Source organism: Gordonia sp. OPL2 (assembly GCF_003797825.1).
Classification (GTDB): domain Bacteria; phylum Actinomycetota; class Actinomycetes; order Mycobacteriales; family Mycobacteriaceae; genus Gordonia.
The window spans coordinates 72,392-98,103 of the sequence record NZ_RKME01000007.1; the positions used below are offsets into that span (position 1 = coordinate 72,392).

The window sequence follows — 25,712 nt, forward strand, 5'->3', positions numbered from 1 at the left end:
CAGATTCATCTCGTAGCGTCGTCACCATGACCGCAACTGTCGCTGCGCCGCGACCCAAGTCCCTCTCACGCGCAGCGCTGGTTGCGGTCACACTCGTCGCGACCGCAGCCGGCGTCTTCGCGCTATCGGTGTGGACACCCGCGGGTCAGCGGATCGACCAGTGGTTCCTCGAGGTCTGCCGGTCGCTGCCACCGGTCACCGAGCTTCCCGCCGCGCTCGGTGTCGAGGCCGTCACCAGTCCGCTCCTGTGGGTCGGCGTGGCTGTCGCCGTGATCGTGTTCAGTCAGTGTCGCCGGTTCGGCAGCCGCCGAGAGGCGCGCCGCGGTGTCGCGAGCACACTGACACTGCTGGCGTTCGCACCGCTCGCCATCCTCGGCGCACGCTTCCTGCGCGACCACGTGCTGACGCGTCCGCAACTGCACGCATGGATCTCGGAGACCGCGAACTCCGCTCCCAGTGGCCACGCCGCAGCGGCCACCGCGATCGTCGTCGTACTGGCTCTCGCCACACCGCCGATCGTCCGGCCGATCACATTGGCCGTCTCCGGCACCTGGGCCGCCGTCATCGAGTTCGAGCTGGTCGCGTCCGGGTGGCACCGGCCCAGCGATGTCGTCATCTCCACGTTGTTGGTGATCGGGCTGGGCGTGCTGCTGCCCGACCCCTGGCAGTTCGCGTCGCGGCGAGCGCCACGATTCTGCGGCGCCATCGCGGGACTTGCGATCGTGGTGGCCGCCCCGACGATCGTCGCACTGCACTATCCGACGATCACGCAGATCGCTGCGGCCGGCGCGATCGCCACGATCATGGCCGTGGCCGTCGTCGCGCTGTCGTTCAACCCGGTCCGCTCCGACTCGCGCAATCGCAGATCCGAAACCGTTGCGCCCGAATCAGCCCCGTCCCTCGACTACGCTGACAGGATCTGACCGACAAGATCTCACCGACCTCCCGATCGGAGTTGCGCCGACGATGCCTCTCACGACGTCGAGGACACGACGAACTCCGCTGTGGTTGATCGCGACGGTCGTGATCGGGTTGGCACTGTCATCGTGCTCGTCGGACGACGACCCGTCTGCAGCCGATTCGACGACATCCGAAACCGAGCCCGTCATCATGTCGACCGCCGAGGACGGCATCCGCATCGAGCGCATCGCGTATCCGACACGCGGTGACGCCGACCCCGACCAGAACTGGGGCGACTTCTATCTGCCGGCCGGCAAGCACGCCGCCGACACCGTCCCCCTCGTCGTCCTCATCCACGGCGGCTCATGGAAGTCGAAGCTCGACGCCCAGACGATGCGTCCGTACGCGCTCGACCTCGTCAAGCGCGGGATGGCGGTGTACAACGTCGAGTACCGGCGCGTCGGCTCGGGTGGCGGCTGGCCGACGACGTTCTCCGATGTCGCCGACGCACTCGATCACGTGCCGGCGATCGACCGTCGTCATCCCGAGATCACCACCGACGACGAACTCGTCGTCGGGCACAGCGCCGGCGCACAGCTCGCGACCTGGTCGGGCACGCGGAACAAGCTGAACCCCAACGAACTCGGCGCCGATCCGAAGTTCCGCCCGACCCGGGTGGTGTCTCTGGCGGGCCCGTTGGACATGGTGTACGCCGCGCACCACGGCAACGACCGCATCGTGACGGCACTGGGCGGGACCCCCGAACAGGTGCCCGACCGATACGCCTCGGTCGACCCGGTGCAGAACATCGATCCGACGATGCCGGTCATCGCAGTGCACGGCGACAAAGACGCGCTGGTGCCGCCCATCCTCTCCGAGCGCTACATCGACGCGGTCGAACGCCAGAACGGCATCGGGGACCTCGTGATCGCCCGCGGCGAGGATCACGTCTCCATCGTCAGCGCCGACTCCCGCGTCTACGGAACGATCCTCGACATCATCACCGACGCGTCCGGCAAGACGGTCGACCAGTTGGACGACCTGTACAGCAAGTGATCTCCGCCGGTGTTCAGCGCGGCCAGACCACCCGCTGTACCTCCCGGCCGTCGACGAGCCGCGCGATGTTGTCGGCGATGTCGTGAACACGACCGACGAAGGTGTCGCGGGTGACCCCAGACGTGTGCGGCGTCATCAGCAGATTCGGTAGTTCGGCGAACGGGAGGTCGGCGGGCTCAGTGGTGTCTCCACCGCTCGGATATCGATACCAGACGTCGATGGCGGCGCCACCGATCACGTTGTCGCGCAACGCCTCGTACAGCGAGCGTTCGTCGACCAGCGGACCGCGGCCCACGTTGATCAGGATGCCCTGCGGTCCCACCAGTTCCAGCTCGGCGGATCCGATCATGCCGGTGGTGTGATCGGTAAGCGGCGCGGACACGACGACCACGTCCGACTCCTTCAGCAACCGCCCGAGGTCTGACGTGTCGCTGTACCAGTCGAGTCCGGTGTCGTCGGCGACGCTGCCCGAGCCGGTGACCGCGCACCCGCGCGCGCCGAGCGCACCGAGCACGTCGGCGGTACGTCGACCAATGTGTCCGAAGCCCACGTAGCCGACCATGGCATCACGCATCGTGAACGGTTGCGGCACACCATCCTGGTAGACCGCCGTCGCCCAGACCCCGTCCCGCAGTGCGGCGTCCTGCCGGAGCAATCCGCGTCGTAACAGGACCGCGGTGGCCATCACGTACTCGGCGATCGAGTCCTCGTGGTGGAAGGTGTTGGCGACCAGCGTGGCCGGTGGTAGGTCGCCGAAAGCGACCTTGTCGGTGCCCGCCCCCACGATGTGCACCAACCGTAGGTGCTCGCCGGCGCGCGCCATCGCCGGCGTCACCCGGCCACCCAGATACACCTGCGCGTCGTGGAGATCTGCCGCGATCGCGCCCTCGTCGAACCGCTCATGCCAGGACAGCGTCACACCGTCGGGCATGAGTGACTCCACGAGATTCCGATGTGGGAGCAGATTCCGTTCGCCCACGACCACTTTCATCACGCGGTCACCCCGATCGGATCGTTCACCGGAGTCAGCTCCGCACCAGCGCGGGACGTTTGCTGTCGAAAGCCCAGTCCGGCACGAGGAACTGCATGCCGATCGCGTCGTCGCGGGCTCCCAGACCTTCCGCGCGATAGAGCGCGTGGGCGGCCTCCACCTGATCCATGTCGAGGTCGACGCCGAGTCCCGGCCGCTGCGGCACCGTCAGATGACCGTCGACGATCTCGAAGGGCTCTCGGGTGAGTCGTTGCCCGTCCTGCCAGATCCAGTGGGTGTCGATCGCGGTGATGTCCCCCGGCGCGGCGGCCGCGACGTGGGTGAACATCGCCAAGGACACGTCGAAGTGATTGTTGGAGTGCGATCCCCACGTCAGGCCCCACGCGTCACACAGTTGCGCGACACGAACCGACCCGGCCATCGTCCAGAAGTGCGGGTCCGCCAGCGGGATGTCGACGGCACCGGTGCGGATGGTGTGACCCAGTTCCCGCCAGTCCGTCGCGATCATGTTGGTGGCGGTGGGCAACCCGGTCGCCCGCTTGAACTCCGCCATCACCTCGCGCCCGGAGAATCGCCCCTCGGGCCCGACCGGATCCTCGGCGTAGGCGACGACGTCCCGCAGACGGCGGCCGATGCGGATCGCGTCCTGCAGGAGCCAGCCCCCGTTGGGATCGAGGGTGACACGGGCCGACGGGAACCGCTCGGCGAGCGCGGTCACCACGTCGGCCTCCTCATCCGGTGCCAGGACTCCGCCCTTGAGCTTGAAATCGGCGAATCCGTAGCGCTTCTGGGCGGCCTCGGCCAGGGCGACGACGCTGTCGGCATCGAGCGCTTCCTGGTGACGCAGTCGCAACCAGTCGTCTGTCTCGTCGGCACCGTCGGCGTAGTCGAGAGTGGTCTTGGTTCGGTCACCGACGAAGAACAGGTAGCCCAGCGCTGCGACCCGGTCGCGCTGCTGCCCTTCACCGAGGAGCGCGGCGACGGGCACCTGGAGATGCTGGCCGAGCAGGTCCAGCAATGCCGACTCGACCGCGGTGACCGCATGGATGGTGATGCGCTGATCGAAGGTCTGATCGCCACGACCGCCCTTGTCGCGGTCGGCGAAGGTGCGCCGCATGTCCTGCAGCACCGCGTTGAACTCCCCGATCCCCCGCCCCTCGACGATGGGCCGGGCGTCGTCGAGGGTGGTGCGGATCGGCTCACCCCCGGGCACCTCGCCGACACCCTGATGGCCCTCGGAGTCGGTGAGGATGACCAGATTCCGGGTGAAGAACGGCGCGTGCGCACCGGAGAGATTGAGCAGCATGCTGTCCCGGCCGGCGACCGGCACCACACGCATCTCGGTGACCACCGGGGTGGTCGTTGTTGTGGTCGTCGGTGACGTCATGAGATGTCCTTTCGGCGAAAGTTTCGATAGAGGCTGAGGCGGTCGGTTCGGCAGGGTCTGCGTCGTAGGGCTGTCAGAACAACAGCTGCTGGCCGATGAGGAGAACCGCGCCGAGACTGGAGACGACGATCGACACCGTCCGCAACCGCTTCTTGTCGAGGACACGATTGACGTAGCGGGACGCGACGAAGCCGAGCATCACGGCCGGGATGAGCGCGACGAAGACCCACAGGAGGTCGGTGTGCAGACTTCCGGTGGCGGCCAGCGCCGCCAACGACATCAGGCTGCCGATCAGGAAGAAGGCACTGAGATTGCTCCGCACCCGGGCATTCTCGGCGCCCGAGTACACCAACGCCATCGGTGGGCCGCCGATGGAGGTGGCGGTGCCGAGCAGCCCGGATGCCGCGCCGGCGGTGGCGAGGTTGCGCCGCATCGGCGCCGGCTGCCAACCGGCGGTGGCGAGGGCGACCCCGCCCAGCACCACTCCGGCGAGGAGCAGCGACAACCCGCGCGTCGGCAGCCAGACGAGAAGCAGTGCGCCGGCGATGGTTCCCGGAATACGGCCGATCAGCGCCCATCCGGTGCCCCGGAGGTCGAGGCTCTCGCGTTCCCGGATGACGACCATCAACGTGACGATGGTGGCCGACGCGATGAGTGTGCCGGGCAGGAGTGCAGGCTCGATCAGCGCCACCACGGGCGCCGCGAGCATGCCCATGCCGAAGCCGATCGACGCCTGCATGCAGGACGCCAGGAACACGGCGACGGCGATGACCACGAACGTCACGACGCTCACCGTGTTCTCGTCATGGCTGCCGTCATGCGACGGTGGGCATGGCGACGGCGGGCATGCCGAGCCCGACTCGTCCACGCGGGTGGTAGCACTCGGCGATGTGTCCCGGCTCGTGGGAGTCGGTCACCGTGGGCGGGATGTCGGTCGCGCACACGTCCGTCGCGTGGGCGCAGCGGGTACGGAATCGGCAGCCCGACGGCGGGTTGAGCGGCGACGGCACCTCCCCGCTGAGCAGGATGCGCTCGCGTCGGGTGGCGGCGTCGAGAGTGGGCGCCGCCGACATCAACGCCTCGGTATACGGATGTGCCGGATGGTCGAACACCGCTTCGGTGCTGCCGGTCTCGACGATCCGCCCGAGGTACATCACGGCGACACGGTCGGCGACGTGACGCACCACCGACAGGTCGTGTGAGATGAAGATGTAGGAGATGTCGAGTTCCTGCTGCAGTTCGTTGAGCAGGTTGAGGACCTGTGCCTGCACCGAGAGATCGAGCGCCGACACCGGCTCGTCGCAGATGATGACCTCGGGATTGAGCGCGAGAGCCCGGGCGATGCCGAGCCTCTGGCGCTGGCCGCCGGAGAACTCCTGCGGGCTGCGGTGTTCGTCGCTCGGTCGCAGTCCGACGAGGTGCAGCAGTTCCCGGACCCGCGCCGCGCGGTCACGTTTGCGGGGATAGAGGTCCTTGTGGGTACGCCACGGCTCGGCGATGATGTCGGCCGCGGTCATCCGATTGTTCAGCGACGCATACGGATCCTGGAACACCATCTGGACCTTGCGCCGCAGAGCCAGGAGATTCTTGCCCTTGAGCCGGTAGGGATCGGTGCCGTCCCAGCGCACGGTGCCCGCATCAGGGCGTTCGAGCATCATCAGGGTGCGGGCGAGAGTGGATTTGCCGCAGCCGGATTCACCGACCAGGCCGAGGGTCTCACCGCGCTTGAGGTCGAGATTGATGCCGTCGAGGGCCCGCAGTTGCTTGCGGCCGCCCTTGCCGGAGACCGCGAACGTCTTGCCGACGTCCCGGACCTCGAGGACTTGTGCGTCGGACGAGGTGGCGCCGGACGAGGTGGTGCCGCGGGTGCGGGCGGTGGTGGTCTCAGACATTGCTGATCTCCTCCGAGAAGTGGCAGGCCGCCTTGCGTGATGTTCCGTGATCGGAACCGACGTCGGACAGGACGGGACGTTCCTGGACGCATCGGGCGCGGGCCAGCGGGCAGCGCGCCTGGTAGACGCAACCAGACGGGATCGAGTGCAGGTCGGGCGGCGTGCCGCCGATCGACTTGAGGTCGGCGCCCCGTTCGGCACTCACCGGCACCGAGTCGAGCAGGCCCTTGGTGTAGGGATGCCGCGGGTTGCCGAACACCTCGGCCACCGGGCCGGTCTCGACGACGTTGCCCGCGTACATGATCGCGACCCGGTCGGCTTGCTCGGCGACGAGGGCGAGGTCGTGGGTGATGAGGACGACGGCCATGTCGTGCTCACTGCGCAGGCGCTGCAGCAGCGCCATGATCTGGGCCTGCACGGTGACGTCGAGAGCGGTCGTCGGCTCGTCGGCGAGCAGTACCTTCGGGCTCAGCGCCACGGCCATCGCGATCAGCAGGCGCTGGCGCATGCCGCCGGAGAACTGGTGTGGATACGAGTCGACCCGCGATTCCGGTTCGGGGATGCCGACGTGCCGCATCAGTTCGATGGCCTCGTGGCGGGCCTTCTTCCGCGACATCTTGCGATGGATGCGGAACGGTTCGGCGAGCTGTGTGCCGACGGTGTAGACGGGATTGAGCGCGGTCAGCGCGTCCTGGAAGACGATGGCCAGCTCCGTACCCGCGAGCCGGCGTCGGACGGACTCCTTGGCGGTGACCAGGTCGACGTCGTCGAGCGTGATCGCGCCGTCGGCGATCGAGGCGATCGGGTCGAGCAGACCGACGAGAGCCTGCGCGGTCATCGACTTGCCGCATCCGGATTCACCGAGCAGAGCCAGGGTTTCGCCGCGGCGGGCGCGGAAGGACACATGGTCGACGGCACGGACGGTGCCGGTCGGGGTGCGCAGGTCGACGGTCAGATCGGTGACATCGAGCGCGACGCGGTCGTCGGTGCCGGCGTCGGGCGCCTCGAGGGCGGGAGCACTCATCGCACAGCCTTTCGTGAGGAGAAGAAGCGCTTGCGGGCGTTGGGGGTGGTCAGGCGCCATCGCTGTCCGGGATCGGTCGCGATCCGGGCCCAGGCCGCGAGGATGGTCGCCGACACGGTGGTGATGACGATGGCGAGGCCGGGGAAGAACGACAGCCACCACGCGGTCTGCAGGTAGGTGCGGCCCTGGCTCACCATCAGGCCCCAGCTGATGTCCGGCGGCTGGATACCGATGCCGAGGAACGACAGTGACGATTCGGCGAGCATCACGTAGCAGAAGTCGAGGGTGGCGACAGTGAGCAGTGTGGGCAGCAGGATGGGTAGCACGTGGCCGCGCAGGATGGCCCCGCTGCTTGCTCCGAATGTCCGTGCGGCGTCGACGAACACGCGGCTCTGCAGCTCGGCCGACTCGGCGCGGGCGGTGCGCAGGTAGATCGGGATGCGGGTGATGGCCAGCACGGCGACGATGTTCGCCGCGCTGGGCGAGAACACGTACAGGATGACGACGGCGAGCAGCAGCGACGGGAAGCTCATGATGACGTCGGCGACGCGCATCGCGGTGGTCTCCCGCCATCCGCGGTGATACCCGGCCCACATCCCGATCGCCGAGCCGACGATGCAGGAGATGATGACCGCGGGCAGCGACACCATCAGCGTGGTCTGGCAGGCGACGATGAGCCGGGCGAGCATGCTGCGCCCGAGCGGGTCGGTGCCGAGGATGTTCATCCAGCCGGTGTCGAGGTTGAACGGCGCCAGATTCGACTCGTCGAGATTCTGGTCGGTGGCGGCGTCGCCGACGAGCCACGGACCGAAGATCGCGACCAGCAGGACGAAGGTCAGGATGCCGGCGGCGACCGTGGCGAACTTGTCGCGGAACAGCAAGCGCCACATCGGTAGTTGCCCGTTCGGCACCTTCTTGGTGGCGACGGAGTCGCCCATCGGATCGGTCGATGCGACGGGGCTGGTGGTGTCCAAGGGTTCGGTGACCAACGACATGATGTTCTCCTGTGTTCCTTACGCCTAGACCGTGGCCTTGTCGCGAACACGCGGATCGAGGAGGGCCAGGCCCGCGTCGATCACGATGTTCAGGATGAAGATGCTGACGGCGGTGAGGAGCACCGCGGCCTGCAGGACTGCGAAGTCGCGCTGAAGGATCGAGTCGATCATCAGCTTGCCGATGCCGGGCCAGCCGAAAATTGCCTCGACGATGACCGCGCCGTTGATGAGGCCGACGGCGAGGTCGCCGGCGACGGTCAGCGCCGGCGCCGCGGCGTTGCGCAGGGCGTGGTGGGTGACGACCCGGAGGTCGCCGGCGCCCTTGCTGCGCGCCACCTTCACATACGGCGCCGAGAGCGCCGACACCATCGCTCCTCGCACCACCTGGGTGAGCACGCCCAGTGGACGGATCATCAGGGTGGCGATCGGCAGGATCCAGGCGAGTACGCCGCCGGTGCCTGAGGTCGGGAGCCAGCCGAGCACGACGGCGAAGACCCAGATGCCGGTGATGGCGAACCAGAAGTCGGGGACGCTGGCGGCGGTCATCGACAGCAGGCTCGAGAAGCGATCGGCAAGCGAGTTGGGGCGGTAGGCGGCCCAGCAGCCGATGATGATCGATCCGAGGATCGAGATCAGCAGGGTGACGAAGGCGAGCTGCAGCGTGGCGGGAAAGGCTTTGAGCGCCATGCCTGCGGCTTCCTGCCCGGTCTTGAGGGACTCACCGAAGTCGAGGTGGATGACACCGGACAGGTAGTCGAACATCTGCTGCCAGATCGGCTTGTCGAGGCCGTTGGCGGCGGCGAACTCGGCTCGCTGCTCGGGGGTGGCCGAGACGGGTAGGTAGAGGTTGGTGGGATCGCCGGTCAGCCGAGCCATGAAGAACACGCCAAACAAGACGATGATCAGCGGGATCAGGCTGGTGAACATCCGGCGCCGGAGGAAGGTGAACATCGGTCATCGCCTCGATTTCAGTCGTTCTGGGCTGGCGCGTGGGTCATCTCGGCGAGGCGCATCTCATCGCCGGTGGCCGAGTTGGGCTGGTAGGCAATGCGGTTGGACTTCGCCAGCACCGCCTGCATGTGTGCGATGTAGGCGTACTGCCGGATCTTGGTCGGTTCGTCGGCGAGGACGGCGGCGAGCGCGTCCTGACGGGCCTGTCCGGTCAGCGCCTCGGCGGCAAGGATCTGCTGGTCGTACGCCGGGGTTCCGTAGGTGCTCTGATAACCGTCCGACAGCATGTACTGGTCCAGGGTGAACTGGGTGTCACCGGCCTGGTTGCCGTGCATGATCATCAGCAGCACCGGCCCGGACCCGGGTACGAACGGCCTTGTCTGGTACTGCATCTGACCGGAGGTGTCCATCATCTCGATGTCGACGTCCAGGCCGATCTTGCTGAGGGTGAACTGGATGTTCTCGATGGTCTCGTTGATCTTCGGGAACTGTCCGGTCCGTCCGATGAGTTTGATGGTGCGGTCGACGGGCACTCCGTCCGCACGGGCCTCGTCGACGAGCGCCTTGGCCTTGTCGAGATCGTAAGGCGTGGGCGTCATCTGGTCGTTGTAGCCGACGATCCCCTTGCCGACGAGTTCGGCCGCCGGTGTGCCGAGGCCCTGGAACAGCGCCTTGACGATCCCTTCACGGTTGATGGAGAGATCGATCGCCTCACGGACCCGGATGTCGTTCAACGGGGCGTCGGTGGCCTGCATGCGCAGGGCCGTCGTCTCGTTGTTGGTGTAGGCGGTGCCGAGGTCGCCGGCGCCGTCCTCGGGCCCGAGGGAGGTGGCCAGATCGGCCTCGTCGTTGGTCACCATCGCGGCGCGGACGCTGCCCTCGGCCCGCCACTGGTAGACGGCGCGGGTGAACTGTGGGGCCTGGCCGTGATAGTTCGGGTTGGCCTTGAGTGCGACGCGCTGTCCGGAGTCCCAGAAGTCGACCATGTACGGCCCGGTGCCGACCGGGATGCGCACCTTGTCGTCGGCGGCCGTGGTGCGGGGCACGATCTCGATGAAGGACATCCGCAGCGGCAGGATGGGGTCGGGGGTCTCGGTCCGCACCTCGACGGTGTTCGGGTCGACGACGGTGACCTCACGCTTGCTGTCGTCGAAGACGTAGCCGTTGACGTCGCAGCCGATCGCTCCGTTGAAGGTGCGGTTGATGGAGAAGGCGGCGTCCTCGGCGTCGAACGGCTGACCGTTGCTGAAGGTCACGCCCGACACGGTGGTGAACCGCCAGACGTTCGGCTCGACCTGCTTCCAGGAGCTGGCGAGACTGGGCTTCAGGTCGCCGGTGGTGGGGTCGCGCTCCACGAGGGGCTCGGTGATGTTGGAGCGGACGACGACGCCGGTGGCGGTCAGCGAGGCGTCACAGGGCTCCAGCGTCGGCGGCTCCTGCGGGAGGACAATGCGGAGGGTGTCGGCGCTGGCGGCCTCACTCGCGGTGGTGTTGGCGACGCTGCATCCGCTGACGGTCAGCACGGCCACCGCGGACGCGGCCAGGGCGCCGGCGATACGGCGCTTCGGGGATCGCAGAACTGCGATCTGCATGGGGACCTCCGATGAACGAAAGACTGCGAGTGACCTCGCGGGGGCTGGACCGCGGTTGTGACGGTAGACACACGCTAAGAGCGTGAGATTGATGGCGTCAACAGCGCAAAACCCCAGGAAACAGCGATTTTGCTGGGTTTTCCGCTCCGCGGAACGACGCGTCGCCGACACCACTCGCCCACCGAAACCACCCCTGACCTGTCGGTTCCCACGACGCCGGGTTCACTTGTCGAATCGAGACCGCGACCTCCATACAGTTTGGGTATCGATCCATGTTATTTGCGTGTTGGACAGGTATTCGCGGGTCCTCCTACCGTGGAATCAACCGCGGGAGGACCCGTGTGTTCTTCCGAGGTCGAGGAGGACCGATGAGCAGCAGCCTCGCCGACACCACGGCGTCATCCGATGACGTTGTCGGGCAAGATGTTCCGACCCCGTCCGGCGCCGTGTTGCGCGTGGGTCCCCTGAAGCCCTCGCTCGAGGACCGCCTCGCCGACGGCTATGGCGCGGTCCGTCTGCCCGACGGCGACGCCCGCGCGGCGTTCCTCACCGACAACGCGGACGCGATCACCGCGGTCGTCACGTCCGGCCGGACCGGCGTGGACGCCGAGCTCATGGCGGCGCTGCCCAACCTGGGCGCGATCGTGCACTTCGGCGTCGGCTACGACACCACCGACGTCGAGCGTGCCGCCGAACTCGGCATCGGTGTCAGCAACACGCCAGACGTGCTCACCGATTGCGTCGCCGACACCGCCGTGGGACTGCTCCTCGACACCATGCGCGGCTTCGCGTTCGCCGACCGCTACGTCCGCGCCGGCCGGTGGCCGGTCGAGGGCAATGTCCCGCTGACCCGCAAAGTGTCCGGGGCGAGCGTCGGCATCCTCGGACTCGGCCGCATCGGGTCGGCCATCGCCGACCGTCTGACCGCCTTCGGATGCCGGATCGCCTATCACAACCGCCGGGTCGTCGAGGGGTCGTCGTATCGTTACGCGTCGTCGCCGGCCGAGCTCGCAGCGAGTGTCGACGTACTCATCGTCGCCGCCGCAGGTGGCTCCGGCACCCGCCACCTGGTCGATCGCGAGGTCCTGGAAGCTTTGGGGTCCAACGGTTTCCTGATCAACGTCGCCCGCGGCAGTGTCGTCGACGAGGACGCCCTCGTCGAACTCCTGCAGACCGATCGCCTGGCCGGAGCCGGGCTCGACGTGTTCGCCCACGAGCCCGAGGTCCCGGCCGCACTGCTGGAGATGGACAACGTCGTCCTGCTCCCCCACCTCGCCAGTGGCACCGTCGAGACGCGGGCCGCGATGGAAGAACTCACCCTCACCAACCTCGACAGCTACCTGCGCACCGGCAGCCTGGTCACGCCGGTGATCGCTCCCGCACCGCAGGGGCGCCCCGATCACGGAAAGGGCGCGTGATGAGCGTCGTACTGAGCTATCTGGCCACCCCCGAGGGACGCGGCGCGCTGCCGTTCGGCTTCGCCGAGGCGCGGATGCGGGCGACCGAGGTCGTCGTGGTTGCCGACGGTGACAGCGCGTCGTCGCCGGAGTTCCTCGTCGATCTCGAGACCGCCCGCGAGACGGCCGATGCCGGCGACGTCGCCTACCGTGTCGTCGAGAACGATTCGAGCCTGTCGCACGCCGATCAGCTGATCGACGCCTCGTATGCCGATGACGTCGAACTGCTGGTGATCGGCCAGAAGCGGCGCTCGCCGGTCGGCAAGCTGTTGACGGGCAGCGTGGTCCAGCGCGTGCTACTGGATGCGCAGTGCCCGGTGGTGGCCGTCAAGCCGCCGGTGCGGGCCGCTGTCTGATCAGATCCATTCTCGCTCCGGCAGAACGTCTTTCATCAAACGTGCCAACGCCGGGTTCGGGTTGTCGGCACGCCACGCCACATTCATCTGCACCGGGCGGTCGCGGATTGCGGTGACCTCCTTGAACACGACTCCGTCCGGATGCATCGTCATCGCCGACTCCGGCACCAGCGCGATGCCCAGCCCGGAGTGCACCAGCACCAGCATCGTGTGCACCTGCGTGACGTACTGGACGTAACGCGGCGACGCCCCCACCGCGGTGAACGTGCTGATCAGCAGCTCGTTGAAATAGCGTGCGTCGGTCGGCGAGTACATGATCACCGCCTGGCCGTCGAAGTCCTCGATGGCCAGGTGTTCGACGTCGGCGAGCTCGTGGTCGGCCGGCAGCGCGGCCACGAGACGTTCATGATGCAGCGCCCGCGAGTTGATGCCCGGCCGCGAGATCGGCGGACGCACGATGCCGAGATCGAGGTCGCCACCGGCCAGTGCCTCCACCTGCGCCGACGTCACCATCTCCCGCAGCACCAGCCGGACGTCGGGGAGCTTCTCGCGGGCGGACTGCATGAGTCGCGGCAGCACGGCCCGCGCCGACGCCCCGGTGAAGCCGATGTTGACAGTGCCCAGGTCACCGGCCGGCACGCGACGCACGGTGAGCGCCGCGCCCTCGGCCAGGGCGACGATGCGTCGGGCGTCGGGCAGGAACGCCGTACCCGCGGCGGTGAGCGACACCGCGCGGCTACTGCGCTCGATGAGCTGCACCCCGAGTTCGTGCTCGAGTTGCTGGATCTGGCGGCTCAGCGGCGGCTGGGTCATGTGCAGACGTTCGGCCGCCCGGCCGAAGTGCAGTTCCTCGGCGACCGCGATGAAGCACGAGAGACGCGACAGGGAGAACATCGATCCACTTTCGGCATCACGACACCGCGATCTGCGGCATCGTGTGGATCACGCTAGCGGACCGGCGATCTCCGGTCGACCCCCTGCTCAACGCACCAGATGGCCTACCGTGGTCGCGTGACCGGAGAACCGGAATTGCGGCGGCGGCTCGGTCTCGGCGACGCTGTGCTGGTCGGGCTCGGATCAATGATCGGCACCGGAGTGTTCGCGGTGCTCGCACCTGCTGCGGCGGCCGGAGGCAGTGGTCTACTCATCGGGTTGGCAATCGCCGCGATCATCGCGTTCTGCAACGCGACGTCGTCAGCACGGCTGGCCGCCCGGTATCCCGTCTCCGGCGGCACCTACGTGTACGGGCGCGAGCGCCTCGGCGAGTTGTGGGGATATCTGGCGGGCTGGTGTTTCGTCGTCGGCAAGACCGCATCGTGCGCAGCAATGGCGCTCACAGTCGGGATGTACGTGTGGCCGGATCAGGCGCGCCTGGTCGCCGTCGGCGCCGTCGCGGCGGTCACCGCCGTCAACTATCGCGGCATCGAGAAGTCGGCCCTGACAACACGACTGATCGTCGCGGTGGTGCTGGTGGTGCTCGCCGCCGTCGCGACCGTCGCGTTCACGTCGCCATGGGACATCCCGCAGAGCCTCGCGATCGGTGACGACGCGACGGTGTACGGCGTGCTGCAATCGGCGGGTCTGCTGTTCTTCGCGTTCGCCGGCTACGCCCGCATCGCCACCCTGGGCGAGGAGGTCAGCGATCCCGCCCGCACCATCCGGCGGGCGATCCCGCTGGCGCTGGGTATCGCGCTGTTGGTGTACGTGGTGATCGCTTTCGCAACTCTCGGCGTGCTCGGACCACGTGACCTGGCCTCTGCGGCAGCGCCTCTCGTCGACACGGTGCGCGCGGCCGGTGCACCGGGCCTGGCTCCGGTGGTGCAGGTGGGGGCCGCGGTCGCCGCCGTCGGGTCGTTGCTCGCACTGTTGCTGGGCGTCTCGAGGACGACCCTGGCCATGGCTCGTGACGGTCATCTTCCGCGGTGGCTCGCCGCGGTCCATCCGACGCACCGCGTGCCGCATCATGCCGAATTCGTGGTCGGGGCGCTGGTGTCCGTGGTCGCGGCTGCCGTGGATGTGCGTGCGGTGATCGGCTTCTCGTCGTTCGGTGTCCTGCTGTACTACGCCATCGCCAATGCGTCCGCCGCGACGTTGAGTCGCGCCGAGGGCCGACCGTCGCGGGTGCTCACCACGGTCGGTCTGGTCGGCTGCGTCGTCCTCGCCGTCACCCTGCCCGTCGGATCGGTCATCGCGGGCAGCGTGGTGGTCGCGGTCGGGGCGACGGTGTATCTGGTGCGGCGGCGGTGACCGCTCACCACCGCGGGCTGGTCTTCCGCTACCCCCTCCCCTGAAAAGCGCCCCGGAAAAGCACCCACTGCAGAGCAGCCATCGACATATCGTTGACGACCCCTCTACAGAGGGTGCATTTCCGGGGCGCTTATCCGGGTGCGCACGTCCAAGGGCGCACTTCCCGGGGGGCATCCGGAACCGCGCAGTCAGTTCACCACCGCGGGCTCGAGTTGATGAACGTCGGGTCGATCGACTGCATGTAGCCGGTGTCGTCGCGATCGCGGATACCGCAGTCGAGGTACTGCTGGTGCAACCGCTCGAGGGCCGCCTCGTCGAGTTCGACGCCCAGACCCGGTCCGGTCGGCACGGGAACGGCACCATCGACGAATCTCAGCGCACCCGGCTTGACGACGTCCTCGGTCTTCCACGGCCAGTGGGTGTCGCAGGCATAGGTCAGGTTCGGCGTGGCCGAAGCCAGATGCACCATCGCTGCCAGACTGATCCCGAGGTGGGAGTTGGAGTGCATCGACAGACCCATCCCGAACGTCTCACAGATACCGCCGAGCAGCCGGGAGCGTTGCAGCCCACCCCAGTAGTGGTGATCCGACAGGACGACAGAGACGGAGTTCTTGAGCACCGCGGGCTTCAGGTGATCGAACGCGACGACGCACATGTTGGTGGCCAGGGGCATCTTCGCCTCGGCAGCCAACTCCGCCATGCCGTCGAGGCCGGGTGTCGGGTCCTCCAGGTACTCGACGATGCCGTCCAGCTCGGCGGCCACGCGCACCGAGGTGTCCACGGTCCACGCCGCGTTCGGGTCGAGCCGCAGCGGCACGTCGGGGAACTCGGCGTGCAACGCCTTGATCGCCGCGACCTCCTCGTCGGGTGCGAACACACCGCCCTTGAGTTTGATGGCGGTGAAGCCGTACTCGTCGATCATCCGGTGGGCCTGGCGGATCAGTCCGGCCGGATCGATGGCCTCACCCCACTCGTCGGCGCGGCCGATACTGCCTGCGGCACCGGGGTGGCCGGCCCACTTGTAGAACAGATACGCGCTGAACGGCACCCGGTCGCGGACGCTGCCGCCGAGGAGGTCGCTGACCGGTCGGCCCAGCGCCTTGCCCTGAATGTCCAGGCAGGCGACCTCGAACGGCGAGAACACCCGATCGGTCGTGCTGGCGGTGGTGATCATCCCGGCGACACCGTCACCCCCGGTCACCGACAGCGTGGCGATGCGCTGATCGATCACCTCACGAATACGGTTGAGCGCGAACGCATCCAGCCCGACAATGGCGTCGGCAGCGGCCTCCATGCGCGTGATGTGCGCGGTGTCGGCGTATGTCTCGCCGAGACCCCGCAGACCCGAGTCGGTCTCGATCTGGATGATCGCCCGCAGCGCGTACGGCTGATGCACGCCGACGGTGTTCAGCAGCGGCGGGTCGACGAAGGCGACCGGGGTGACGGTCACGTTCGTGATCGTCGCCGGCGTACCGGCTGTGGCAGTGCGGTTCATGCTCATCAGACTGCGGCGTTCGCGGCGAGCGACCCCGCGAGCACGGCGCGTCCGGCGGCGGTGATCCGCTCGAGTTCCGCAGCGTGCTCGGGCGTCGGCTGCACGAGCGGTGCGCGCACCGGACCCGCCTCGATGCCCTCCATGGTGACCCCGTGCTTCACCAGCGCGACCGCGTACCCGGGCACCTTGTTGCGCAGGCGGACCAGCGGGTGGAAGAAGTCGCGCAGCAGTGCCTCGGTGAGCTCGGTGTTGTCGGTCTCGAGTGAGTTGTAGAACGCGAGCGCGAGTTCCGGGGCGAACGCGAAGGTCGCCGACGAGTAGAGGATGACGCCGATGGCACGGTAGGCCTGCTGGGTGATCTCTGCGGTGGGCAGCCCGTTGAAGAACAGGAATTCCTTGCCGGAGTCGGCCAGCGCCGCCTTGACCGCGATGACGATGCGTGCAACGTTGTCCAGATCGCCTGTGCCGTCCTTGAATCCGATCACAGTCGGCAGCTTCGACACCTCGACCGCCGACGCCTCGTCGAACACGGCGTTGCCGCGGTTGTAGACGATGAGCGGCAGATCGGTGGCCGCGGCGACCGACCGGGTGTACTCGGCCAGACCGGCGGGCGGCATGGTGACGAGATAGGGCGGGAGCAGCAGGATGCCGTCGGCGCCATTGGCCTTGGCGCTGACCGCGAACTCGCGTGCCTGCACGAGCGAGCCGCCCGCACCGGCGAACACCGGCACCCGTCCGCCGACGACCTCGACCGCGCACCGCACGATCTTGCCGAACTCCTCGAGGCCCAGCGCGTGGAACTCCCCGGTGCCGCAGGCGACGAAGACGCCACCCGGTCCGGCCGCGACGCCGCGATCGATGTGTTCGGCCAGACGCTGGTAGTCGACCTCGCCGCTGCTGTCGAAGGGGGTGACGGGGAAGAACAGGACGCCGTTGAGCATGAGGGACTCCTTGGAACGAGGGTGGGGGTGGTGGTCAGTCGCGGGTGAGTTCGCCGTCGACGCGGCGCCAGATGTGTTCGGGATTGCCGTCGGCGATGGCCGACGGCAGCAGGGTCGGCGGTACATCCTGGTAAGCGACCGGGCGCAGGAACCGCTCGATGGCGAGCGAACCGACGCTCGTGGTGCGGCTGTCGGAGGTCGCCGGGTACGGCCCGCCGTGCACCATCGCGTGTCCGACCTCGACGCCGGTGGGCCAGCCGTTGAACAGGATGCGGCCCGCCTTCAGCTCGAGCAGCTCCAGCAGGGCGCCGGCGTCGGCATGGTCGGTGTCGTCGGCGTGGACGGTGGCGGTCAACTGCCCCTCGAGCTTCGCGGTGACCTCGCGGACCTGCTCACGATCCCGGCACTTGACGACGAGGCTCGACGACCCGAAGATCTCCTGCTGCAACGTTTCCGATCCGAGGAAGGTGTCGGCGTCGGTGCTGAAGAGCGCGGCGCGGCAGGCGTTCGGCTCGGACGTGTCCGCACCCCTTGCGACGACGGTTGCGGCACCGTCGAACTCGTCGACGCCGTGTGCGTAGGACTGCGCGATGTTCGGGGTGAGCATCGGGGTGGGGTTCGAGGCCGCGACGGCGTCGGCGGCGGCGGCGATGAACGTGTCGAGGTCGGGACCGTCGACGGCGATGACGAGTCCCGGATTGGTGCAGAACTGGCCGGAGCCCATCGTCAGCGAGCCGACGAAGGCCTTGCCGAGGTCGGCCGCCTTGGCGCGCAGTGCGCCTTCGAGCGGATAGACGGGGTTGATCGAGCTCATCTCGGCGTAGACCGGGATCGGTTCCGGACGGGCGGCGGCGGCACGGACGAGTGCCGTTCCGCCGGAACGGGAACCGGTGAAACCGACGGCTTTGATGTTCGGGTCGGTGACGAGCGCGATACCCAGTTCGCGCCCGCTGCCGTACAACAACGAGAAGGTGCCGGCAGGCATACCGGTCGAGGCGACGGCGTCGGTGATCGCACGGCCGACGAGTTCGGACGTTCCGGGGTGGGCGTCGTGCGCCTTGACGACGACGGGGCAACCGGCGGCGAGTGCCGACGCGGTGTCACCGCCGGCGACGGAGAAGGCGAGCGGGAAGTTGCTGGCGCCGAACACGGCGACCGGACCGAGCGGGATCCTGCGCTGCCGGATGTCGGCTCGTGGCAACGGTGTCCGTTCCGGTCGGGCGGGATCGATGCGCGCACCGTTCCAGCTCCCCTCGCGCAGGACTCCGGCGAACAGCCGCAGCTGGCCGGACGTCCGGCCGACCTCGCCGGTGATGCGGGCAACCGGCAGCCCGGTCTCGGCGGTGGCGCGGTCCACGAGAGCGTCCACGTCGGCGTCGAGGTTGTCGGCGATCGCAGTCAGGAATGCCGCGCGGTCGGCCGACGACGTCGACCGGTAGACACCGAACGCGTCGGCCGCCGCCGCGGTTGCGCGTGCCACGTCGTCGGCGGTGCCGTGCGCGTATGCCGGCTGCAGTCGCTGGTCGGTGGCCGGGTTGATCGCATGCACGGCGGTCCCGGTACCTGTGACGTGGTCACCGGCGATGATCATCTGTCCGGTCAGTGTTTCGGTACGCTGCGCGGTCGTCATCGGCGTCCATCCCTCGAATCGGCGTGTGTGGTGGAGCGGCTCGGATCACGTCGGGGATCACTCGACGTGACCTGAGCCATGTTCTGACCGTAGGACCGTGCATCCATACATGTCCAAGTCAAATTGAGTTGTCATCGATGCCGTGTCTGAATGGATGCAGCTGGAGGCCTACCCCTTCAGGCGACGCTTGACTACGGTTTGTCGCATGGCCGAAGAGGTGTCTCTGGGCGAGGTGCAGGAAACGCTGCTCATCCCTTTGTACGGGCGGGCCCGCGATGCACGGTCGTCGCACAGCATTCTGCGCGACGACATGGCGGTGCAGCTGGTGAAGGACATCGACTACGACTTCACGAAGTTCACCGGGCCGTCGCTGGGCGGCGCGGTGTTGCGGGCGTCCATCATCGACGGATACATCCGCGACTTCCTCCGACAGCATCCCGACGGCACCGTCGTCGACCTCGGCTGCGGCCTGTCCACCCGGTTCGACCGTCTCGACAACGGACGGTTACGGTGGTTCGACCTCGACGTCGACGACACGATGGCGTTGCGTGGACGGTTTTTCGAGGACACCAACCGGTACACGATGATCGCCGACTCCGTGTTCTCGTCGACCTGGCACGACCGGGTGCGGGAACGGTCGGGTCCGGTGTTCCTGGTGAGCGAGGCGGTCCTGCTCTATTTCCCCGAAGCACAGGTGCACGGTGCTTTGAGTGAACTGGCACAGGCGTTTCCGTCGACCCCGATCGCCTTCGACACCGGTGGCGCGCTGATGATGAACTCCCAGGACCGCAACCCCGTTTTCCGGCAGGTTCCGGCTCGGATGCAGTGGATCTGCGATGATCCGGCCGAGCTGGAACAGTTGGGGCTCGAGTTCCTCGATTCACGCACGTTCGCCACTCCACAACCCGCCGTCGCGCGCACGTGGCCACGCCGCCACCGCTACGGCATGCGCGCGTTGCGGTGGTTTCCGCCCGTGCGCACCTACAAACTGAACCTGTTTCGGACGGTGGCGGCGTGACCGTCTGGGCCGAGACCTCCGACGCCACAATCCACGCACACGTCGCCGACTGGGAATACGGCTGCTGCGGAACGACTCCGGCAGTGGGCGCGCAGACAAGCGGTCAGCTGGTCGCATTCCCCGCCGACGGCGACCACCAGTTCACGGCGCCGGCTCCCCTCGTGTGGGACCGTCGAGCGATTCGCGGACTCGTCCGCAGAGGCCTCCGGCGCCGACGAGATCCGTTCGGTCACCGGCGCGGTCGTCGGCCTCGCCATCACGACCATCACGGAACTGAACCCGGACGACGTTGCCGCACTCCGCGTGAGACGCGAGATAGCCGCTCGCACCCTGATTCTCACCGGACCGCCAGCTGTGTTCGGTGACACCGTCCCCGGGCCGGGACAACAGCTCTCGATCGACCTGGCGGCGCCGGAGCTGACGATCAGGGGTGGCGACGGCCTGCCTCGTCGGGCGGTACGGGGCGAGGTCGTCCGCGTGCATCTGGTCCGCGAGGCGATGCCCGGTATCGCCTCTTTCGTCGACGTCGAGCCGGGCCTGCCTGCAAGGACGGTGACGGACCCGTTGTTCGTACAGTTCACCGTCGACGCATCGGAGATATGACCTGGCGGCCCTCCATCGCGAACATGCCGTGGAACGCGACGCCTTCTCACCTCTCGCACCGTCGGCGATCCGCCAACCGAACGACGCGCGAGGTCACCGGCCCAACAGCTATCCTCACGTCAACGATTCGGCCGGTTCGAGGAGCGTGAGAGATGTCGTCTGACGTCCCGACGACGCCCTCTGTCACCGTGACCATGTCGGGCACTGCCCGTGCGGAGATCGGTGACCGGCCCGCCGACATCAAGTCGCGCCGCGAGCGCGCCGTGCTGGCTCGACTCGTCGCCGCCGACGGCCATGTCGTCTCCACCGACCGCCTCATCGACGATCTGTGGAACGGTGAGCCACCGCCGAAGGCCCTCGGTGGCCTGCAGGTCCACATCTCGAATCTGCGTCGCATCCTGGAGCCGAACCGTCCGCCTCGGACACCCGCCCGCATCCTCGTCAGCGAGGCGCCCGGGTACGCCCTGCGGCTGCCCCGGGCGGCCGTCGACCTCTGGCGCTTCGAGGACTTGATCTCCACTGCCGACGGCGCTCCCGACCACCGCTACGCACAGTTGGGCGCCGCCCTCGCGCTGTGGCAGGGAGAGCCGTTCGGCCCGCACGCGACCGACGACTGGGCGCGCGCGGAGGTGGTGCGCTGCAATGAGCTCTACCTGACCGCGGTCGAACAGCGTGCCGCAGCCGCGCTCGCCCTGGACCGAGCCGCCGAGGTGGTGTCGACGCTCACCGGACCGTGTGAGCGACACCCCGCGCGGGAAGAGCTGTTCCGCCTCGTCGCGCTCGCCCAATACCGGCTCGGTCGCCAGGCGGATGCCCTGCAGACGCTACGCACCGTGCGCGAATACCTCGCCGACGAACTCGGTGTCGACCCGTCGCCGCCGGTTCGAGAACTCGAAGCCGCCATCCTGCAGCAGGATCCAGCCCTTCGACTCGACACCGCGGGCGTCACGACCCCCACGGCTCCTGCAGCTACCACGGCTCCGCCGACAGCTGCGTCGTCGGCGCCCATCACCGCAGGCTCCGTCGACCGCGAACTCGCCGGCCGCGAGCTCGAGATCGAGAAGCTGCTCGCCCACGCCGACACGGTGGTGCACACCGGGCTTCGCGTCGTGTGGATCACCGCCGAGGCCGGCGGCGGCAAGTCGACGATCACCCAGTTGTTCGTCAGCCGACTCCGGGCCGCCGGGTGGGCCGCCGCCATCGGCCACTGCCCCGAGGTCGAGGGTGCCCCGACCGCCTGGCCGTGGCGCGAGATCGTCGGCGAACTCGGCGGCGACAACGAACTCGACGATCCGTTCCTCATCGCACGCCAGATCCGTGCGGCCTGCGAGTCCGGTCCGACCGGCAGTGCGGGGACCGTCGTGGCCCTCGACGACGTGCACCGCGCCGACAGCGCGACCCTGCAGGTCCTGCGCCAGATGGTGGCATGGCTCGCCGACCGACCGGTGCTGGTGGTCGCCACCTACCGGCCGTCGGAGGCCGGCACCGAACTCATGGCGACCGGTGCATCACTGATCTCGTCGACAGCCGACATCCTCGCTCTGGCAGGACTTTCCGACGACGGCATCCGAGCCCTGGCCGCAGAGGTCGGGCTCGATCCGGTCGACGACGCGACACTCGAACTCCTGCGCTCGCGTACCGACGGAAACCCGCTGTTCGTACGGGAACTCGCGAAGTTGGTCGCCTCACGCGGCGCTCGCGATGCCGAGACGGCGGTGCCGAACGGTGTACGCGAAGTCCTGCTACGCCGTGTCGAGAGACTGCCCGACGACACGCTGTCGGTGTTGCGCCTCATCGCCGTCTCCGGGCGCAGCGCCGACGTGGACACCGTGGTAGCCCTGTGGCCCGACGAGGCGAGCGCGGAGGACGCCGTCCTGGACGCCATCGACACCGCCACCGTTGCCGGCCTTCTCAGCACGGAGGGCGATCGGGTCTGGTTCAATCACGTACTCATGCGGGACGCCGTCTACGACAGCATCCCGACGTTGCGGCGGCGGCGGTTTCATTGGCGCACATTGGAATATCTCCGGTCGATCGGTGACGCTCCGGGCGACGTCCTGGCCGTCCACGCCGCGCTGGGCGCGTCGGGGTCCACCGCCGAGCAGGCCATCGATATCGTCACCGAATCGGCCCGGTTGCGTTCGGAGTCCGAACTCGCCGCGGACTCCGCCGCGCTGTGGCAGCACGCCGTCGACCTCCACGACCTCGCGGGACACGACCGCCAGAGCGCATCGCCGGAGGACAGGGTCGCGATGGTGCACGCATTGTGCGAGCTCGTGACCGCCATGGCCCACCGCGGTGACATCACGGCGGCGCGCACTCGTCGTGCCCAGGCGCTGCGGCTGGCACAGAGCATCGGTGATCGTCAGGTCATCCAGGCGGCTCTCACCTGTTGGCGGACACCGACGATCTGGACCACCCGGCAGAAGGGCGTCGCGGACGAGGTCATGACCCGGGCCCTGGTGGAGGCGCTTGCGGACTCGACCGGGGCGGACCGGGCCAGGCTGCTGTTGACGGCCGTCTTCGAGTTCGAGGGAAATCAGGACCGATTCGCCCTCGAATGTGCGCGTGAGGCGGTCGAGATCGCCACGCAGTACGACGACCCCGAGTTGCGCTGCGCCGCAATGAACGCGCGCGCATTCACCTCGCTGGGCCCGGACCTGCGCGATGAGCATCCACGCATCGCCGGCGAGTTCCTCGCGGCGGCCCAAGCCGCGAACAGCCTGGAGTACGAGGCGGCGGCCCGTTTCTACCAGTTCATGTTGCGTGCCGAGCAGAACGACCTCCCGGGTGCGGTCGACGAGATGAACAGGGCGATGGAGTGCGCGTCCGGCGGACGGCTGGGCGAGCTGGTCGTCGTGCTGTCGTCGTTCAACGCGGTCTTGGAGTTGATGCGCGGCAATCTGGACCGCGCCGAGCACGCGTACACCTATCTCGGACAACAACTCACCGCCTCCGGGCTGCCGTCGGGCAGTGAATTCGTCCTGATCGGCCAACTGTCGGTGGGGTGGGTCCGCGGCTCGATCGGCGGCCTCGTCGATCTCACCGAGACCCTGTTCACCCAGGCCCCCCACTCCATCGCGTGGGTGCACGTGGTCGCCCTCCTCGACGCCGGGAGAGACGACGAGGCCCGGGCGATCGCCGAATCACGGCCTTACGTCAGCCGCGACTACTACTGGACCGCCCTCGAGGTGTTCCACGCCAGAGCACTCGCGCGGCTCGGCATGACCGACGCCGCCGCCGAACTGTACGAGATCCTGCTGCCGTGGTCGGGGACGGTGGCCGGCCTCAATTCCGCGAGCGTGGCGTTCGGCCCGATGGATGTGGTCCTCGCCGAGATGGCCGAGTTGATCGGTGATACCGGGGCCGCCGAGAGACACCGGCAGATCGCCGCCGATGTGGATCTGACCATCCAGCGCGGGCTGGCGGTCATCGACGGGGAATCGACCCGCTGACCTGCGCGAACATTCTTGTCGGTGGGGTGTCGTAGCTTGATGGGCACCAGGACGAGATGACGAGTTACCGGCTCCGCTCCGGCGGGTTCGACCAGAGAAATGCTGACGATGATGGTGCTCCTGCGACCGTGTCCGCATGCTCTGGAAGGTTCGTGGTGTCCTCACCTGCTTCGTCCGCTACGCCGCCGCCGTCGGTGTCGTGGCGTGATCTGCCGTCCGAGTTCGTCGGTGGCATCGATCCCGATGAGGCATTCGACCAGCCGATGAACGACCTGCTCGACGGTTTGCGCGCCATCGACGCCGGCCGCTCGTACCTCGCCTACTGCGACTATCAGTCGGCAGCAGTCATGCACGACCGCCTGGTCACCGCCCGTACCGACACCGACGGATTCGTCGTCGACGGCTTCGCCGACTGCGCGGCCCGGATCGCGAAGTTGCGCTGCATCTCTCGTCACCACGCCGAGAAGCTCCTCACCGAGGCCATCGCCCTCCGCGATCGTCTGCCGGAGACCTTCGAGTGTCTCCGCGACGGATTGATCGCGCCCTGGCAAGCGCAGGTGCTCATCGCCAGTACCGACCTCATCGACGGCCAGGCGTATGCCCCGCTCGTGGACGCCGAGATCGCCGAGCGCCTGCGGACTCGCACCGGCACCTGGTCCAAGCGTGCGCTGCGAAACATGGCCGATCGCATCATCTTCCGCCGCGATCCCAACGGTGTACGTGACCGCCGCAAGGCAGCGCTGGCCGACCGCAGCGTATGGACGGAGTCGCGCGGCGACGGCGTCGCCGAGATCACCGCCACGATGTCCGCCGAGAACATCCGCATCGCGCATGCGAGTATCACCGCGCTGGCAGACTGCGTCTGCGAACACGACGACCGGACGAAACCGCAGCGGATGTCGGATGCAGCATTCGCGCTGATGTCCGGCACGGCATTCGAATGTCAGTGCGGGCGTGGGGACTGCACAGCGGTCATCCCCGAGCCGACGACGACACCGCCGGTCGATGCGACGATCATCATCCACGTCGTCGCCGACGAATCGACGATCGCCGGAACGGCCGACAACCCCGGATACCTCGACGGGCACGGCGTGATCTCGGACGAACACGTACGTGACATCGCCGCCCGCCCCGACACGAAACTGTCCTATCTGGTCCCACCGGGCACGCCGCAGAATCCGGATGGCACGTTCACGCTGTCCGCTCATGGCGCCGACCCGTACCGCCCGTCGACCGCGCTGGACACGTTCGTGCGCGTCCGGGACGGCATCTGTGTCGAACCCGGCTGCGAGAAGAGCGCTTTCGGCTGCGACCTCGACCACGTGCACGAGTACGACCACGAGGATCCGGGTCGCGGAGGTCCGACGATGTCGGAGAATCTGAACGCGAAATGCCGGCCCGGACACCTGTTGAAGACGTTCGGCGACTGGCTCGACGATCAGTACCGCGACGACGGCGGACGTCTGGTCACCGAATTCATCACGCCGGAGGGCTACGTGATACCCGGCGAGGCCGAGACCAACGAGGATCTCTTCCCGGGACTACGCCGAATCCGGTTCACCGTCTCAGATCGACCACGTCCGAAGCGCCACACCGACGAGCGTCCCACCCGCAGCCGCACCCGGGTGGCGGACAAGCACGCCCGGCGCCGGTCCGAGCGTTCTCGAAACCGAAAGCGCAACAACGGAGGGAGTCCACCGAACTTCTGACACCGAACTCTGA

General features: G+C 67.9%; 21 protein-coding genes. 9 read left to right on the top strand and 12 right to left on the bottom strand.

All coding sequences use genetic code 11. The annotated features are described in order from the left end of the window. Positions 1 to 26: 26 nt before the first annotated feature. Together EEB19_RS09570 and EEB19_RS09575 are read left to right on the top strand one after the other, a co-directional pair. A complete protein-coding gene (locus tag EEB19_RS09570; RefSeq protein WP_187585543.1) occupies positions 27 to 923 on the top strand; it encodes a phosphatase PAP2 family protein in 897 nt (298 codons plus the stop codon). Positions 924 to 966: 43 nt separating this feature from the next. Further along, positions 967 to 1,956, top strand: coding sequence for a S9 family peptidase (locus EEB19_RS09575; RefSeq protein WP_187585545.1), 990 nt, complete (start codon positions 967 to 969; stop codon positions 1,954 to 1,956). Positions 1,957 to 1,969: 13 nt separating this feature from the next. Here EEB19_RS09575 and EEB19_RS09580 read toward each other — a convergent pair whose 3' ends face one another. From EEB19_RS09580 to EEB19_RS09615, 8 genes are all read right to left on the bottom strand, one after another. Next, on the bottom strand, positions 1,970 to 2,947 hold the full coding sequence (locus EEB19_RS09580) for a 2-hydroxyacid dehydrogenase (RefSeq protein WP_187585547.1): 978 nt from the start codon (positions 2,945 to 2,947) through the stop codon (positions 1,970 to 1,972). 34 nt (positions 2,948 to 2,981) lie between these two features. Beyond that, positions 2,982 to 4,334 carry a glucarate dehydratase gene (gene gudD / locus EEB19_RS09585; protein WP_187585549.1) on the bottom strand — a complete coding sequence of 451 codons (1,353 nt, stop codon included), beginning with the start codon at positions 4,332 to 4,334 and terminating at the stop codon, positions 2,982 to 2,984. A gap of 73 nt (positions 4,335 to 4,407) precedes the next feature. Beyond that, complete coding sequence (locus EEB19_RS09590) at positions 4,408 to 5,127, bottom strand: sulfite exporter TauE/SafE family protein (protein WP_187585551.1); 720 nt, start codon at positions 5,125 to 5,127, stop codon at positions 4,408 to 4,410. Between the two features lie 22 nt (positions 5,128 to 5,149). Further along, a complete protein-coding gene (locus tag EEB19_RS09595) occupies positions 5,150 to 6,226 on the bottom strand; it encodes an ABC transporter ATP-binding protein (RefSeq protein WP_187585554.1) in 1,077 nt (358 codons plus the stop codon). Further along, positions 6,219 to 7,250 carry an ABC transporter ATP-binding protein gene (locus tag EEB19_RS09600; protein ID WP_187585560.1) on the bottom strand — a complete coding sequence of 344 codons (1,032 nt, stop codon included), beginning with the start codon at positions 7,248 to 7,250 and terminating at the stop codon, positions 6,219 to 6,221. The genes EEB19_RS09595 and EEB19_RS09600 overlap by 8 nt, the downstream gene beginning before the upstream one ends. After that, complete coding sequence (locus EEB19_RS09605; protein ID WP_262365563.1) at positions 7,247 to 8,188, bottom strand: ABC transporter permease; 942 nt, start codon at positions 8,186 to 8,188, stop codon at positions 7,247 to 7,249. The genes EEB19_RS09600 and EEB19_RS09605 overlap by 4 nt, the downstream gene beginning before the upstream one ends. A gap of 81 nt (positions 8,189 to 8,269) precedes the next feature. Next, on the bottom strand, positions 8,270 to 9,196 hold the full coding sequence (locus EEB19_RS09610) for an ABC transporter permease (RefSeq protein WP_187585564.1): 927 nt from the start codon (positions 9,194 to 9,196) through the stop codon (positions 8,270 to 8,272). A gap of 17 nt (positions 9,197 to 9,213) precedes the next feature. After that, complete coding sequence (locus EEB19_RS09615; protein ID WP_187585565.1) at positions 9,214 to 10,788, bottom strand: ABC transporter substrate-binding protein; 1,575 nt, start codon at positions 10,786 to 10,788, stop codon at positions 9,214 to 9,216. A 368-nt stretch (positions 10,789 to 11,156) separates the two neighbouring features. On the opposite strand from EEB19_RS09615, the gene EEB19_RS09620 reads away from it, so the two are divergent. Together EEB19_RS09620 and EEB19_RS09625 are read left to right on the top strand one after the other, a co-directional pair. Then, entirely contained in the window at positions 11,157 to 12,206 is a 1,050-nt protein-coding gene (locus EEB19_RS09620) for a 2-hydroxyacid dehydrogenase (RefSeq protein ID WP_187585566.1), read from the top strand. Further along, the gene (locus tag EEB19_RS09625; protein ID WP_187585568.1) at positions 12,206 to 12,601 is read left to right on the top strand and encodes a universal stress protein; all 396 of its coding nucleotides are present in this window, start codon (positions 12,206 to 12,208) and stop codon (positions 12,599 to 12,601) included. Before EEB19_RS09620 ends, EEB19_RS09625 begins: the two co-directional genes overlap by 1 nt. Here EEB19_RS09625 and EEB19_RS09630 read toward each other — a convergent pair whose 3' ends face one another. Beyond that, the gene (locus tag EEB19_RS09630; protein ID WP_187585570.1) at positions 12,602 to 13,495 is read right to left on the bottom strand and encodes a LysR substrate-binding domain-containing protein; all 894 of its coding nucleotides are present in this window, start codon (positions 13,493 to 13,495) and stop codon (positions 12,602 to 12,604) included. A gap of 117 nt (positions 13,496 to 13,612) precedes the next feature. Here EEB19_RS09630 and EEB19_RS09635 point away from each other — a divergent pair, with 117 nt between their 5' ends. Beyond that, positions 13,613 to 14,848, top strand: coding sequence for an APC family permease (locus EEB19_RS09635; protein WP_262365543.1), 1,236 nt, complete (start codon positions 13,613 to 13,615; stop codon positions 14,846 to 14,848). Between the two features lie 193 nt (positions 14,849 to 15,041). Here EEB19_RS09635 and EEB19_RS09640 read toward each other — a convergent pair whose 3' ends face one another. From EEB19_RS09640 to EEB19_RS09650, 3 genes are read right to left on the bottom strand one after another with little or no spacing between them, the layout of a single operon-like run. Continuing rightward, the gene (locus tag EEB19_RS09640) at positions 15,042 to 16,343 is read right to left on the bottom strand and encodes a glucarate dehydratase family protein (protein WP_187585574.1); all 1,302 of its coding nucleotides are present in this window, start codon (positions 16,341 to 16,343) and stop codon (positions 15,042 to 15,044) included. Positions 16,344 to 16,348: 5 nt separating this feature from the next. Continuing rightward, entirely contained in the window at positions 16,349 to 17,410 is a 1,062-nt protein-coding gene (locus EEB19_RS09645; protein WP_262365544.1) for a 5-dehydro-4-deoxyglucarate dehydratase, read from the bottom strand. Further along, the gene (locus tag EEB19_RS09650; RefSeq protein ID WP_187585578.1) at positions 17,319 to 18,914 is read right to left on the bottom strand and encodes an aldehyde dehydrogenase (NADP(+)); all 1,596 of its coding nucleotides are present in this window, start codon (positions 18,912 to 18,914) and stop codon (positions 17,319 to 17,321) included. The genes EEB19_RS09645 and EEB19_RS09650 overlap by 92 nt, the downstream gene beginning before the upstream one ends. Positions 18,915 to 19,119: 205 nt before the next feature. On the opposite strand from EEB19_RS09650, the gene EEB19_RS09655 reads away from it, so the two are divergent. The 4 genes from EEB19_RS09655 (at position 19,120) to EEB19_RS09670 (ending at position 25,699) form a co-directional block, all read left to right on the top strand. Then, positions 19,120 to 19,932, top strand: a complete 813-nt coding sequence (locus tag EEB19_RS09655; RefSeq protein ID WP_187585580.1) for a class I SAM-dependent methyltransferase — start codon at positions 19,120 to 19,122, stop codon at positions 19,930 to 19,932. 354 nt (positions 19,933 to 20,286) lie between these two features. Beyond that, positions 20,287 to 20,535: a hypothetical protein gene (locus tag EEB19_RS09660; protein ID WP_187585582.1), complete on the top strand. Its 249-nt coding sequence runs from the start codon at positions 20,287 to 20,289 to the stop codon at positions 20,533 to 20,535. 152 nt (positions 20,536 to 20,687) lie between these two features. Beyond that, positions 20,688 to 23,990, top strand: a complete 3,303-nt coding sequence (locus tag EEB19_RS09665; protein ID WP_187585584.1) for a BTAD domain-containing putative transcriptional regulator — start codon at positions 20,688 to 20,690, stop codon at positions 23,988 to 23,990. 155 nt (positions 23,991 to 24,145) lie between these two features. Next, positions 24,146 to 25,699, top strand: a complete 1,554-nt coding sequence (locus tag EEB19_RS09670; RefSeq protein WP_262365545.1) for an HNH endonuclease signature motif containing protein — start codon at positions 24,146 to 24,148, stop codon at positions 25,697 to 25,699. Positions 25,700 to 25,712: the final 13 nt, after the last annotated feature.